Here is a 15163-nt window from a genome sequence, read left to right on the forward strand (position 1 = left end):
TTTTTTACTTTTACCTAATACTTATAGATATTAATGGATTGGTTAGCATTAGGGTCTGTTGACTTTTAAAGATTAAATTTGCCTTGAAAGATAACAGACCGCAATTGCATTAAAAAATTCACTTTGTTTTTTATTCATCTTCACCCACTTTACTTAGCACAAATAAAAACATAAGCTCAAGTAACAGGTCAGAGGAGTGCGAGATGATAAAACTAGAAAAAAAACAGGGCATTGCCACCGTCACATTAAATCGAGTAGAAAAACAAAATGCCTTAAGCTTTACTATGTTTGTTGAGCTTAACAAGGCTATTAAAAATATTAAAAAAGATGCCAGTATTCGTGCGGTTGTATTAACCGGTGAAGGCGAACACTTTTGTGCAGGGCTTGATATTAACGCGGTTATGGCCTCGCCAATAAATATTATAAAACTCCTATTTAAATGGCTTCCTGGTAATCAAAATTTAGCGCAAAAAGTAGTACTTGGTTGGCAATCATTGAGTGTGCCTGTTATTGCAAAAATAAACGGAAATTGCCTTGGGGGTGGATTGCAAATAGCACTGGGTGCCGATTACCGGATTGTTCACCACGATGCCAAACTCGCCATTATGGAAGCGCGCTGGGGGTTATGCCCAGATATGGGCGCTAATGTTATGCTTTCAGGCTTAGTAAAACGCGACCAAGCGCTTTGGTTAGCAAGTCACGCAAATCCAATAAACGCACAACATGCTTTTGAACTAGGTTTAGTAACCAAAACAACCGACGATACAGATAAAGCAACTAAAGAGATGCTTGATACACTGCTAGCGCGCTCACCTGACACATTAGCCGCAATAAAGCGTGTAACTCAACAAAGCTATAAAGCCCCTGCTCGAAAAATACTCGCTAAAGAAACATGGAGCCAAATTCGCTTACTGATCAACCCTAATACTAAAAAAGCCATTGCTAAAGCTAAAGGGAAAGCTGATATTGAGTTTACAAACGCCAAGCGCTGGTAACATTGATGGTAATACTAAGGCACAATGCATAAAACAGCGTTATTTGTTAAAGTTAGGCTCTTCTATTCTAGTGAGCCAAATTAATGAAATACCTACTAAGTAGCGCAATTATTTTATTGTGCTTGGCAACAAGCAAATTCATTATGCATCTTCTTGATGCAAGTTTTCCTGCTCCTCTACTCGCCATGGTTTTGCTGCTAACGTTACTGTTATTGGGCATAGTTAAAGAACATCAACTCGCTCCCTGCGCATCACCTATTTTGAATGTAATGCCTATTTTCTTTATTCCTGCAGGCGTCGGTTTTATAGAACATTTAGGGCTAATTAAATCACATTGGCCTTTCTTAACTGCGGTCATCTTATTAGTCCCACTCAGTAGTTTAATTTTAGTGGCAAGCCTAGTGGGCTATTTTAAAGGCAGAGCTAATAATGACTAACTTAACCACCAGCATAACCCCCAGCCTATGGTGGTTAACCGTGCCATTTATTATTATTCTCTTTATTGCACTAAGAGCGGTTAATCTTAAAATAAACCAGAGTATTTTAAAGTCATTAACCAACCCTGTTTTTTTAAGCATTGGCATTATTGCCCTACTGTTAGTCAACCTTAAATTACCCTATTCACAATTTGCCTCACATAGTCAGTTACTAAGTTGGCTATTAGAGCCGGCCATAGTTGCTTTAGCCTTGCCGCTTTATCAGCAATTTATGCACGTACGTAAAAACTTACTATTAATTGTCGCTACTTGCAGTATAGGTATTGTTAACGCCACACTAGTGGCTTTTGTATTAAGTATTTTATTTGCTGTGCCCTCACAATTGAGCGCCTCTGTTGCGGCACTCAGTGTAACAACCCCTATCACACTGCTGGTTACTGACTCATTAGGAGGAATTAGCTCACTTGCCGCTGCCATGGTTATTTTTATTGGTTTATTGGGGGCTTTGTTTGGCTTTATGTTACTCAAATTAGTTAAGATTTATAACTTTGAGGCACAAGGAATTGCAATCGGTACCGCGTGCCATGCAATTGGTACGGCGGCAGCTATTGCCGAACACCCAAAAATAGGCGCATTTTCATCAGTGGCTATGGCACTCAGTGCATTATTAACCGCAGTGATAGTACCACTATTATATCCAATTTTAGTTAACACTTTGTTATAGTAAGCAGATAACAGTATCGCTAAAAATAGAGCCCAGCATGATCAGTTCCGAAATTCAGCAATTTGAAAAGTACTACGCCCTGCTTACCGAGTATTTAGTTACCTACAGTATGCAAATAGTGGGCGCTATTTTTATTCTACTCGTTGGCCTGTGGGTCGCTAAAAAGCTCGCCGAAGTTGTCGCAAACTTAATGACCCGCCACAACATTGATATCACCCTGACTAATTTTGTCAGTAATGTTGTAAAAGTACTGCTGATCATTATGGTGATCATTATTGCGCTTGGTAAAATTGGCATTAGTGTGACCCCATTTGTAGCTGCAATAGGTGCCGCCTCATTAGGCGCAGGCTTAGCGTTACAAGGTATGCTTTCTAATTATGGCGCGGGGCTTGCCATTATTGCTACGCGGCCATTTGTGGTTGGCGATACCATAGAAGTAAAAGGCGTTAGTGGCCAAGTAAAAGTAATTGAGCTGGGGCACACCATATTAATTAATGAAGAAAAAGTAGAAATAACCATTCCTAACAAACATATTGTTGGCGAAATTCTGCATAACTCATTTAATTATTCACTGGTAAAAGGTGAAATAGACATAGCCTACAGTGCCTGTAGTGATACTGCGATAAGCCTTATTGAAAACGTATTAGTCAATCATGAACTCGTAGCTAAACACCCTAATGCACAAATTGGTATAGAACGTTTTGCTGATAGCGGCGTCACCATTAGTTATCGTTATTGGGTGCCCACCACTAAAATTATTGAAACTAAACTCGCTATAAATGGCGGTGTGTATAAAGCGATTAACGATGCCAATATTGAAATTCCGTTTCCACAACGCATTGTTACGCTTAATAAAAGCGACCTAAAATAAATAAAAACCTTAATATGATTTTAAATCATATTAAATTAATTAAGCGTGCTTACAAATAAAATAATAACGAGTCCTTATGCATCAATCACCTTTTTATTTAGGCGACTGGCAGGTAACGCCTGCCAGCAATTGTATACAATGTGCTGAAAAAGTAACGCAATTAGAACCTAAAGCAATGGATGTATTATTATATCTGTGCTTACAAAAAGGCGATATGGTCACCAGTGACGAGTTACTCAATCAGTGCTGGCAAAACATTGAAGTAGGCGATAACCCACTGCATAAAACCATCACACAACTGCGAAAAGCATTGGGTGATAAGGCAAGCTCCCCGCTATACATAGAAACCATTCGTAAACGCGGCTACCGTATTATTGCAAAACTTGAGTTTCCATTTGCAGAAGATACATCAAGCCCTGTAAACACGTGGCAAGGCGGTTCTCCTTTTTTAGGCTTAAGTGCGTATAACCCAACCGATACTCATTTATTTTTTGGTCGTAACCAAGCCATCACCACCTTACTCGAAAACGTATCAAACCAAGTAAAATCTGGCCGTGCTTTTTGCTTAATACTTGGCCCAAGTGGTACGGGTAAATCGTCGTTAGTCAATGCGGGTATTTTACCAAAGCTACTTGATGAGCGTGGTTATGATGGTATTGGCGTTGTTTCATACACTCAGCTCGACTTTGCAGATGTGCATCAAACTAGGCTCTATTTAGATTTAGCCTCTGCCATGCTTGATTGGGATATAAACCAACACCCCGTATTTGAAGGATTAAGCTCGCAAACACTGGCGCAGCAATTAGAGCACACAATTGACGAAGCGATAAACACGTTACAAACTGCAATCAGTAAGGCAAATACAAAGCTAAACACACCGCAGTTTTTTTTGTTTATAGACCGCTTAGAGGTGCTGCTTTCATCGCCACTATTTAGTCCCAACACCCGAAGTCATTTTTTATCGATTATTGAACGTTTAGCCACCTCTAAAGCGGTGATCGTATTTAGTGCGTGTCGTAACGACTTTTACCCTTTAGTGGTAGAGCAACCCAGCCTTATGGCCGCAAAAGCGAATGGCGCCCATTATGATTTAACCCCGCCCAACCGCCAGGAACTACAACAAATTATTCGCTTGCCGGCATTAACCGCTAATTTAACGTTCTCACACGACCCGCAAACCAAAACTCCGCTGGATGAAATACTGTGTGCAGATACCGCCAACAACCCTGATGCCCTACCCATGTTGCAATACACACTGCAAGAGCTGTATTTACAGCGCAGTGAAAATAATGAGTTATTGCACAGCGTGTATGAAAAACTCGGCGGTATTGAAGGCGCCATTGGTAAAAAGGCAGAAGATGTTTTTATTGGGCTGAGCGCAAAACAACAACAACAACTAAAAAGCGTATTATCGCAGTTAGTGACGCTAAACCCAGATGGTAAAACCATTACTAGCCGTGCGGCCCGCTTACAAGCATTAACCAACACCAGCCAAAAAGAGCTTGTACAAGCCATGGTCGACAGCCGCTTATTTGTATCGCACTTACAAAACCAAGAAGCCTGCTTTAGCCTTGCCCACGAGGCATTATTACGCCAATGGCCACGTGCTAAACAGTGGATAAACGATCATAAAGATGCCCTTGCTATTAAAAGCCGTTTGCACCACCACACGCAGCAGTGGCTTAATGAACATAAAAGTAGCGCTTACCTATTAGCACCGGGTAAACCATTGCAAGAAGCGCTCACGTTATTAAACGACAATATATTCAAACTAGACAATGACGAACGCGCGCTTATAACCAGCTCTCTTAAACACAGTAAAACAAAAACAACCATAAAACGCGGCACGATTGCACTGCTTTGCTTACTTACCTGTGTTGCCCTATTCATGAGCTTCACTAGTTTTCAAGCGCAGCAACTTGCACAGCAAAAGCGCCAAGAGGCCGAAAGCCTACTTGGCTTTATGGTCGGTGACTTTGCCGATAAACTGCGCAGCGTTAAGCGTATGGACTTACTTGATGGCATTAGTAATAAAGCACTTGAGTATTTTACCAATCAAGTCGAGGAGCCAAGCTCACTATTTAACTTTAGCAGTCAACAAGCCGAGTTTAAAAGTCGTTTTCAGTACGCACAAACCCTCGAAGCCATGGGCGAAGTGGCCTATTCGCGCGGTAAAACCATTGAGGCCTTCACTGCCTTTGAAAACGCCCGCATTCGCCTTGAAGCACTATTAAAAATACAACCAGATAATTTAGAGCTATTAACGCTTGCCGGTGCCAATGCCTTTTGGCTCGGTCAGCTTCATTATGATAAAAGTGATTACGCTGCCACTGAGCCATTATTTAAAAAGTACCATACTTATAGCGAAACAATGTATTCATTAGCACCCAATGACTTTAACTCCATTATGGAGTTGTCGTATTCACATAATTCATTGGGGTCTTTGTATTTAAAGCAATTTAACTACACTGGCGCGAAACAACGCTTTACAGAGTCGCTCGCCCTTAAAAATGAAGCCCTTGAGCTTAAACCCAATAACAAAAATTTATTGCGCGATAAAGCAGACACCATTAGTTGGCTTGCAAAAACTGAAGAAAGGCTTGGTAACTTTAATGCCGCATTAACCATGTATGAAAATGCATCTAATGAGTTAAAAAGTTTATTAATTGAATATCCAGATGATGCCAGTTTATCAAGCAGTTTAGCTTATACTTATATTCAACAAAGCTACCTTTTGAGCTACCTGCCAAATAAACAACCAGCCTACAAAAAAGCACAGCAAGCCACAAAAACAGTTAATACCGCACGATTGCAAGATCCAAAAAGTAAAGACATTCAACATTCTTATTATCGTTTTTTAGCCCACCAGCTAATGCTTTCACCTAATAAAAACATTGATAACCGAGTTAAGGATATTATTAACTTTTTGAAAGTGCAGGACTTTAAAAATAACTTTGCAATTAATACTCAATTGATCCTTATACAGTACTTTATTGATAGACAGTCACCACTTAAAGCATATGAGTTTTTAACAGCCCTTGAAAATGATACAAGCTACCAACAGTACATAGCTAATAAAGCAAAGAGTGGTGATAATGTAGACTTTACGAATATAAATTTACTTAAAGCTAAATTAGCTGAAAATACCGTACAGCGAGAGCAATTTTGCTTAAATGCGCTTAAAGCCATTGCTGAAACAGTAAAAATAAACCAAAGCGTTCACGTAACGCACCCGCTGTTACAGGCATACACCTGCTTAAATAGAGCAAACGAAATCCCCAAAATAAAAGCAAGTCTAGTTAAATTAGGCATTACTCACTTTAAACTATAACCACGAATACAAAAGGAAATAATATGGATAATACCCAAGAGCAAATTCACTTTACTGTAAATATTGAATTAGACAGTAACGACAACGCCAATTTTACATACTTTAAAGATAACAAAGAAGTCTCTGGCGGTGGCGTTGTCAGAACTGAAACCGCAGGTATTTATAGCTTAAATGAAGCAACACTTGCTAAAGGTTTTTTATTCACCGGAGCCACTATCACTGATAAAGAAGGTGGCTGTGCTGGTGATTTTAAATCAGAAATCAATGATGATGGCCAATCAATCACCATCACAGACACAGATGAAAATAATGGCACTGTGTGTTTAATATTTAATGTTGAGTGCAATGGTAAAGCCTATGAAAGCGCCGACCCACAAATTGAAAATAAAGACAAAAATTAATCAACAACGCTTAATATTTAATTTTTGTTTTCCAAATTGCACAGGCCTTTAACGCCTGTGCATAATAAAAAATACTATTAATCAAAAACTTAAAAACAGAAGATTACCGAAAGGTTTAATTGCACTTTTTTATGTAAATTTGTAGACATCAAAAACGTCTGTACCATGCTAAGGCTAAAACGTGTCTAAACAAATTAATAAAAAAGAGACAGCGGCGGTTAAAAACGATAAAGCATTGCCCCTCAATAGCGCTTTATTATCCCCTTTTTCGCATACTCAATTTGGCGCTTTAATTGAATTATTTAACGGCACCGCCGAAGGCATTTTTGTACTTAATGAGCTCGGTGGTTTTGAGTTTGCAAACCCAAAAGCAGCGCAGCTATTAGGTTACTCTCAGCAATCTCTGATAGGCGAAAATTTACTGTCGTTTTTACACGGTGCAGACCTTGATAAATATAAACAGACCTTATTAAATTGGATTGGCATTAAGGACACCCCTCTTAGCATTGGCCCAAATGAAGTTACTATAAACAAAGCCAATGGCGATGTGATTGAAGCAGACTTATCAATATCAAGCATGCCAAAAAGTATTGCATCGGCGCAAAAATTATACGTTTGCATACTTCATGATCTCAGTACGCATAAAGCAATGTATAACCGTTTAAAAATACAGGCCTCAACCGATCACTTAACTGGGCTCGCTAATCGATTAGCTTTAGATGAGTCACTAAAAAAATACTGGCAAGAAAGTATTCAAAGCCAACAACCTCTAACCAGCATATTGATTGATGTAGATCACTTTAAAAAATTCAACGACACCTATGGGCATATTAAAGGTGATAAATGCTTACAAAAAATTGCAAAAATGCTTTTGCATTGTATCCCGTCAAGAGAGTGTTTGGCAGCGAGATATGGCGGTGAGGAGTTTGCTATTATTTTACCGCGTTGCGATATAAAAAGTGCAACGATTGTTGCCAAGCATGTACAACAACAAATTAATGCGATGACATTTACAGATATAGGCCTGCCACCAGAGGTTAAAGTTAGTGTGAGCCAAGGGATTGCCTGTGAGCACAATAGTCAATACCGTACCTACGAGGCGCTGTTGTACGCCGCAGACACGGCTTTGTACCGCGCAAAAACCGAAGGTAGAAATAAAATAAGTACTGTTGTTTAAAGTTTAAAGTTTAAATTAAAGGCCATTCCATGGCGCTATATCTACTCTAAAAGCCACTAAATTGAGTTACTTTACTGGCGTTTAGATTAATTTTAAATGCTGTAGATAAGAGATTAATCTTTATATAAAAATTACAGTAATAACAAACTACCTAACCCTAAAAAGGTCACAAAGCCGACAATATCAGTGACTGTGGTTAAAATCACTGAACCCGACAACGCAGGGTCAATTTTCATTTTATCTAAAATAGAGGGGATCACTACGCCCGCCAACGATGCAGCCACTAAATTCAGCAGTATTGCCACGGTAATGGTTATACTGAGCATAATATCGTTAAACCATACAAAGGTTAGCAAACCAATCACTAATGCCCACACCAAGCCATTTACCGCCCCTACTCGCAGCTCTTTTTTAAGTAATGCGTTTCGGTTTGAGTCAGTAACCTGACCCAGAGCCAGTCCTCGTACAATAACCGTTAAGGTTTGGCTACCGGCAATACCGCCCATTGACGCCACTACAGGCATTAATACCGCAAGTGCAACCACTTGCTCTATAGTTGCGCCAAACAAACCGATAAACCACGAGGCTAAAAATGCGGTTGCTAAGTTTATACCTAACCAAATACCACGGTTTTTAGCACTTTTACGAACACTGGCAAATAAGTCTTCGTCTTCTCGTAAACCACCAGCCTTTGCTGCCGCTTCGTCGGCTATTTCTTGACGTAATTCATAAGCTGATGCAATAGTTAAACGCCCTATTAATTTGTTATCGACATTAACCACGGGCATGGCCATTTTCTCGCTATGAATAACCACTTCAGCGGCTTCATATAAATCATGGTCTGCGTGCAATGAGGTAAAATCATGATTAGCTAACGTCATTAAACTCTCGTTATCATGCGCTTTTATCAGATCATTAACCGCAACTTCACCGATTAAGCTACCTTTACGGCTCACCAAATAAATAACTTCGCTGTATTGCGGTAAGCCTTTGTGTAGCAGCTTTTTAGCGCCACCCGCAGTGAGTTTGTCTGACACCTTTAAAAAATCAAACCCAATCCAGTGACCTAATTGCTCTGGCGTATATTGCTGAGCCAGTTCGTATTGCTTAGTTTGTGCTTCATCGAGTTGTTTTTTAGCGTAATCAATAAAACGTTGTGGAATAACTTCTTCTAACTCAAGTAGCTCTTCAACATTTACTTCGTCTAATAATTTAAATCCGGCACTGTCATCTAGTGTTTGTAGTAACCATAAACAGCTATCTTCACTTAAATTAACAAAAATTTCGTGCTGCGTGTCTTCATCTAATAAATGCCAAATTTCAAGACGCTGCTCTTTAGGGATCGCCTCAAACAATAAAGATAAGTGCTCAGTTGATAAAGTTTGCTGAGCATCTATAAGTAATTTATTTTTGCGCTCAGTGGTATCACACTGCAATAAGTCATTTATGAGTTGTGGTAACTGATCAACCGGATACTCTATCATTTAAAAACCCTAAAATAGTCGTTTCACTATAAATTTACTGTAATAAGTAAGTACTTATTAATGAGATTAGCTAGGATCTGTTTATCTTTCGAGGTTGAACATGTTTCAATCCAAAAAGGTCAACAGACCCTTATAGTGTACATTAGTCGCTAATAAAAATATTAAAAAATCGCTGTGCTGTTAAATATTTATGGTTGTAGCAGGCAATAAACTATCGCGCTTTAGCTAAAAATAAAGCAAAAAAAAGCCGTAACTAAATAAGTCACGGCTTCCAAAAGCAATTAATAGCTAAGTGTTATTTATATTTTAAACTGACCGACTAAATCACCTAAGTTTTGACCTCGTCCCGCTAAGTGCTGACTTACCGAAGAGGTCGTTTTACTCGATTGCGTTAATTCATTCACAATTTCTTGAATTGCATACACGTTACGGTTTATCTCTTCTGTAACGCTACTTTGCTCAGTAGCTGCGGTGGCAATTTGTGTACTCATATCGTTAATTGTTGTTACCGATGTAGTAACCGCACCTAAACTTTCAGATATAGCGCGTGAAGACTCTACAGAGCGGTTACAGCTTTGTTGACTCGCTTGCATGGCTCCTACAGCCGCAGTAACTAAGTTATGTAATTCGCTAAGCATTTCATTAATTTCTAATGTGCTATCTTGAGTGCGGCTTGCTAAGCTTCTTACTTCATCAGCTACAACGGCAAAACCACGACCTTGCTCACCCGCTCGTGCAGCCTCAATAGCGGCGTTTAATGCCAGTAAGTTCGTTTGCTCAGCAATACCCCCAATAACACTCAACACGCTATTAATCTTTTTAGACTGTTCACTTAACGAGTTTACTTGCTCAGCGGCTTGGTTAATTTCACCCATTAAATTTGAAACTTCACTGAGTGAAACATCCACACAATCTTGGGCATTGGCCACTTCTTTTGTTGCTGCCTGCGTTGATACCGCAACTTGTGTAGTGTTTTGCGCCACTTCATGCGAGGTTGCTGACATTTCAGTAATAGCGGTGACTACTAATTCAGTTTCATGATTATGTTTTAATAATTTATCTTCAATTAATAAAGTTTGCGTATTGATATCTGATGAGGCCGTTTTAACATCGCTCGTCACATCGACCACACCGGAAATAATACTATGCAGCTTACTAACAAACAGATTAAACGATTCACCTAATTGACCAATTTCATCATGGGTGTCAATCACTAATCTTCTGGTTAAATCACCTTCACCTTTGGCTATGTCATCTAAACTTTGTACCATTCGATGTATTGGTTTAACCATATTACTCGCTGCATATAAAGCACCCACTGCTGCTAAACCAAGTAGCAGAAGTGATATTAAAAATAAGGTGGTCATTTTTTCAGTTAAATGCTCAGCCATGGTTGCTTGGTATTTAACTAGTTCAGCCTCAATGTCATCCATATAAGTACCCGTACCAATCATCCAGTTAGTACCTGGGATCATGGCTGCATACCCTATTTTTTCAATCAAACCCGTCGTGTTAGGTTTTTGAAAGTGATAGGTAAAAGACCCACCCCCTTTACGAGCTTGCTCTAGTAAACCAACCACTATTTTTTTACCGTTTGGGTCGGTCATGTCTATTTTATTTTGCCCTTCAATTGCATCGCCTAACAATGCATGAAAAACACTCACGCCATCGGTATCGTAAATAAAATAATAGCCATCTTCGCCAAATTTTAAATCCCTTAGCGCATTTTTTGCGTCTTGTTCATTACCTTGTGCTAATTGGTATTGCACTATTTGAGAACCAATTTCAATTTCTGTTTTTAGCAGCGTTTGTTTATCTGCTATTAGTTTGGTTTTGAATTCATTAAAGTATTGCTGCTGATTTTGCTTCTCTAAATAATATGAACCCGCCATAAAACTGATTAGCAATACAATTAATGGTAAAACAGCCAACAGTAGCAATTTGTTTTTTAAGCTTAAATTACCCATTATTTCTCCAATTAACATTACAAGCCATCAAGCTCTTTTTATTTTGTAGCCCGTTAGCTAAAAAATTTCATTGTTTGCATTACTATACAACGCATACCTGTATACAAATTAAGCACAAACGAGATCGTTTAGCAATTTAATACACTCTTGCAATAGTAAAACACACTAAAAAACACTTTATAACTAGACGATAGTATATAAGCAGTAATAAAGAACCAAAACCAATTTAGCCTTTCAAATAGCCAGTACACAGCTTGTTAAACTTCCTTAAAGCTAAATTAACCTGACTAACGCTATTTTAGCTTTAATGAAATTAAATATTGGGCATCACACAAAGGTCTTGCTTTCTGAGTTAAAACGCAAATAATGAAGCAACTAACTACTGGGTAAGAATGAGGAAAATGAGTTACATACTAACCACCCAATGCGCCGATGATATTGGCTTAATCGCCAAAATTACCGGACTGTGTCACCGACATAACTTAAACATTATTCGTAATAACGAGTTTGTAGATAAAGATGCACAGCGCTTTTTTATGCGCACTGAACTCACTGGCGAACCCCACACTGAGTTTTTAGCACAGCTGCGCGAAGTATTACCCGCAGGTGCAAAAGTGGCGCTACACGGTGAAGAAAAAACCAAAGTTGTTTTATTAGCCACAAAAGAAGCCCACTGTTTAGGCGGCATGTTGTTAAAGCAATTTGAACAAACCCTAAACATAGAGATACTTGCCGTGATTGCCAATTATCCTACATTAGAGCCTTTGGTTAAGGGATTTGATATTCCTTTTCATGTGGTTTCTCATGAAGGACTTACGCGCAGTGAGCACGACGAAAAAGTCGGTGACTTAATTGCCAGCTATAACCCTGACATTATTGGGTTAGCTAAATACATGCGTATTTTAAGCCCTGAGTTTGTTGGTCGATTTGAGGGTAAAATCATCAATATTCATCACTCATTTTTACCGGCTTTTATTGGTGCTAAACCGTATCATCAGGCGTTTGAGCGCGGTGTAAAAATTATTGGTGCCACGGCTCACTTTGTAAATAATGAGCTAGATGAAGGCCCTATTATTTTACAAGACGTATCGAGTGTAACCCATGCTAATACGGCTGAAATGATGGCTAAAATGGGTAAAGACGTGGAAAAAACAGTGTTTTGTAAAGCATTGCAACTAGCATCAGAACATAAGCTATTTATTAATGGCAATAAAACCGTCGTATTTTCATAATTTTTACTTTTTAAATAAAAATGCCAGCTAATAAGCTGGCATTTTTTATCAGTAAATATTAAACCTTACTTAGTTAGGGTGTGTAATACGTTGGTGCCCCAGGGCCTACTGGCATACCTAAAACAAATACCCATAAGTAAAACAGCACCACCCAACCAACAAAGAAAATAATACTATATGGCAACATAGTCGCTACCAAAGTACCAATTCCCATGTCTTTTTTGTATTTAGTGGCAACCGCGAGGATCAAGCCAAAGTAACTCATCATCGGGGTAATTAAGTTAGTTACCGAATCACCAATACGATAAGCTGCTTGAATTGTCTCGGGGGCATAACCTATAAGCATCAGCATAGGAACAAAAATAGGGGCTGTTACTGCCCACTGCGCTGACGATGAGCCTAGCGTTAAGTTCACTAAAGCACACATTAAAATAAACAACACAAATACTTCCGGCCCCGTTAGGCTAAGTGCCTGTAATAATGCAGCGCCATTAATGGCTAAAATAGTACCTAAGTTAGTCCACTTAAAAAATGCCACAAACTGCGCAGCAAAAAATACTAATACAATGTACATTCCCATAGAGCTCATACTTTTGCTCATGGCGTTAATCACGTCTTTATCATTTTTCATGGTGCCAACAACGCGGCCATACACAAAACCTGGAATACCAAAGGTGACAAAAATAAAAACCACAATCCCTTTTAAAAACGGCGAGTGAGCAACTAGGCCTGTTTCTGGGTTACGTAAAATACCGTCTGCGGGTACAACCGTCCACGCGAGTAGTAATGAAACAACAAGTAATGAGAATCCAGCCCATTTTAAGCCCGACTTTTCTTTGTCAGTTAAACCGGCAATGTTGTTTTGAGCTAAATCTTCACTGGCTTCGTCTGGGTTATATTTGCCTAATCGCGGCTCTACAATTTTCTCAGTAACTAGCGTGCCTAATATGGCAATTAAAAATACCGATATCATCATGAAATACCAGTTTGCTTCTGCGCCTACTTGGTAAGTTGGGTCAATCATTTGTGCAGCTGGTGTGGTAATACCGGCTAGTAACGGATCGATAGTACCCAATAATAAATTAGCACTGTAACCGCCAGATACCCCAGCAAATGCTGCAGCAAGACCGGCAAGCGGATGACGACCTAAGCTATGAAATATCATTGCCGCTAGCGGAATCAATACCACATAGCCAAGCTCAGAAGCTGTATTGGATAATATAGCGGCAAACACCACCATAAAGGTCACTAAGCGTTTTGATGCCCCCATTACCATGCCACGCATAGCGGCAGACAATAGCCCTGAATGCTCAGCTACACTCACACCTAATAGCGCAACTAATACCGTCCCTAATGGCGCAAAGCTAGTAAAGTTAGTCACCAGCCCAGTTACAATACGCTGTAAGCCTTCTGCACTGAGTAAGCTTACTACTTCAATAACACCATCTGGATCGCGCCCAGCAGAGCCCTCAGGCCGTGGATCGATAGCACTGAGTCCAAACCAATCGGCAACGCCACTAAATAAAATAATGGTAATACAAAACAATGCAAATAACGTAATTGGGTGGGGAAGCATGTTCCCTAAAAATTCTACAGTGGCTAAAAATCGATTAAACCAGCCGTTCTTTGCGACCTGATTTTCATCTTGGGATGTGTTTGGTGAGTCTATTGAGTCTGACATACCATGCTCTCTTAATTACAAAATGCCCGTAACCTAGCATTATTTACCCAGCAGGTCATGTAATAAAGATGAATGACTTGTTATGTCATAGTAACTGAATGGTTTCGCGTGCTTGAGTTGCAAAAAAGAGGCTCTCGCCTCTAATTTAACCTGTTTAAACTTGCTCTATGGGTTCTAGTTGTAATTTTGCGGCAATTAAAACAGCTTGAGTTCGGTTATAAACACCGAGTTTTCTAAATATGGCAGTTATGTGTGCTTTGACGGTGGCTTCTGAAATATGCAGTTCGTAAGCTATTTGTTTATTAAGTAAGCCTTCGTGCAAATATTGCAATACACGGTATTGCTGTGGAGTAAGTGATGCAACTTGTGCGGCAATTTCCCTATCTTCGCCTTCTATTTCAGCTACCTTACTTTTTAGTTCAGTTGGCAGCCAAGTGTCGCCTTCAAGTATTTGGTTTATTGCATTAGCAATATCATCCGATGAAGATGATTTGGGAATAAACCCCATAGCGCCATAACCCATTACCTTAGAAACAATATTTACATCTTCACTACCCGAAACCACCGCAATCGGTAAGCTCGGATAATCTTCACGAATACGGATTAATCCGTATAAGTCACCGTTACCTGGCATGTGTAAATCTAGTAGTAATATATCAAGATCTTCTTGTTCGCTTAACACTTTCAATGTGCTATCAAAATCGGCCGATTCAAAAACCTCTAAACCTGCAAATTTTGCGCTCAAAGCGCCCTTTAATGCTTCGCGAAATAACGGATGATCGTCCGCTATTAAAAACTGACTCATTGTTCACTCCCAAAAATTCGGCTGCTATCCGATAGACAACAGCCGATATACTACGTTT

The 15163-nt window shown here is 39.4% G+C and carries 12 protein-coding genes; 8 read left to right on the forward strand and 4 right to left on the reverse strand.

Features of this window, described 5'->3' with window-relative positions:
* Nucleotides 1-203: 203 nt before the first annotated feature.
* The 7 genes from PISS_RS11860 to PISS_RS11890 all read left to right on the forward strand — a co-directional run bounded on the left by PISS_RS11860 (nt 204) and on the right by PISS_RS11890 (nt 7936).
* A complete protein-coding gene (locus tag PISS_RS11860) occupies nt 204-995 on the forward strand; it encodes a crotonase/enoyl-CoA hydratase family protein (protein ID WP_058155125.1) in 792 nt (263 codons plus the stop codon).
* A gap of 83 nt (nt 996-1078) precedes the next feature.
* Entirely contained in the window at nt 1079-1432 is a 354-nt protein-coding gene (locus PISS_RS11865; RefSeq protein ID WP_013465649.1) for a CidA/LrgA family protein, read from the forward strand.
* Nucleotides 1425-2156, forward strand: a complete 732-nt coding sequence (locus PISS_RS11870) for an LrgB family protein (protein ID WP_016899674.1) — start codon at nt 1425-1427, stop codon at nt 2154-2156. The genes PISS_RS11865 and PISS_RS11870 overlap by 8 nt, the downstream gene beginning before the upstream one ends.
* Nucleotides 2157-2193: 37 nt before the next feature.
* Entirely contained in the window at nt 2194-3027 is an 834-nt protein-coding gene (locus tag PISS_RS11875; RefSeq protein ID WP_016899673.1) for a mechanosensitive ion channel family protein, read from the forward strand.
* Between the two features lie 76 nt (nt 3028-3103).
* Nucleotides 3104-6358 (forward strand): nSTAND1 domain-containing NTPase, encoded by a 3255-nt coding sequence (locus tag PISS_RS11880; RefSeq protein WP_058155127.1) that lies wholly within the window; start codon nt 3104-3106, stop codon nt 6356-6358.
* A 23-nt stretch (nt 6359-6381) separates the two neighbouring features.
* On the forward strand, nt 6382-6759 hold the full coding sequence (locus PISS_RS11885) for a DP-EP family protein (RefSeq protein WP_058155128.1): 378 nt from the start codon (nt 6382-6384) through the stop codon (nt 6757-6759).
* A gap of 181 nt (nt 6760-6940) precedes the next feature.
* On the forward strand, nt 6941-7936 hold the full coding sequence (locus PISS_RS11890; protein WP_058155130.1) for a GGDEF domain-containing protein: 996 nt from the start codon (nt 6941-6943) through the stop codon (nt 7934-7936).
* Nucleotides 7937-8067: 131 nt separating this feature from the next.
* Here PISS_RS11890 and PISS_RS11895 read toward each other — a convergent pair whose 3' ends face one another.
* Together PISS_RS11895 and PISS_RS11900 are read right to left on the reverse strand one after the other, a co-directional pair.
* Nucleotides 8068-9420, reverse strand: coding sequence for a magnesium transporter (locus PISS_RS11895; protein ID WP_058155131.1), 1353 nt, complete (start codon nt 9418-9420; stop codon nt 8068-8070).
* 299 nt (nt 9421-9719) lie between these two features.
* Entirely contained in the window at nt 9720-11387 is a 1668-nt protein-coding gene (locus PISS_RS11900; protein WP_024602336.1) for a methyl-accepting chemotaxis protein, read from the reverse strand.
* A 401-nt stretch (nt 11388-11788) separates the two neighbouring features.
* Between PISS_RS11900 and purU the strand changes: the two genes are divergently transcribed.
* Complete coding sequence (gene purU, locus PISS_RS11905) at nt 11789-12619, forward strand: formyltetrahydrofolate deformylase (protein WP_013465657.1); 831 nt, start codon at nt 11789-11791, stop codon at nt 12617-12619.
* A 73-nt stretch (nt 12620-12692) separates the two neighbouring features.
* Here purU and PISS_RS11910 read toward each other — a convergent pair whose 3' ends face one another.
* Both PISS_RS11910 and PISS_RS11915 read right to left on the reverse strand, forming a co-directional pair.
* Nucleotides 12693-14300: an AbgT family transporter gene (locus PISS_RS11910; protein WP_058155133.1), complete on the reverse strand. Its 1608-nt coding sequence runs from the start codon at nt 14298-14300 to the stop codon at nt 12693-12695.
* Nucleotides 14301-14454: 154 nt separating this feature from the next.
* Complete coding sequence (locus PISS_RS11915; RefSeq protein ID WP_013465659.1) at nt 14455-15105, reverse strand: response regulator transcription factor; 651 nt, start codon at nt 15103-15105, stop codon at nt 14455-14457.
* Nucleotides 15106-15163: the final 58 nt, after the last annotated feature.

The sequence above is a fragment of the Pseudoalteromonas issachenkonii genome (assembly GCF_002310795.1).
GTDB lineage: Bacteria > Pseudomonadota > Gammaproteobacteria > Enterobacterales > Alteromonadaceae > Pseudoalteromonas > Pseudoalteromonas tetraodonis.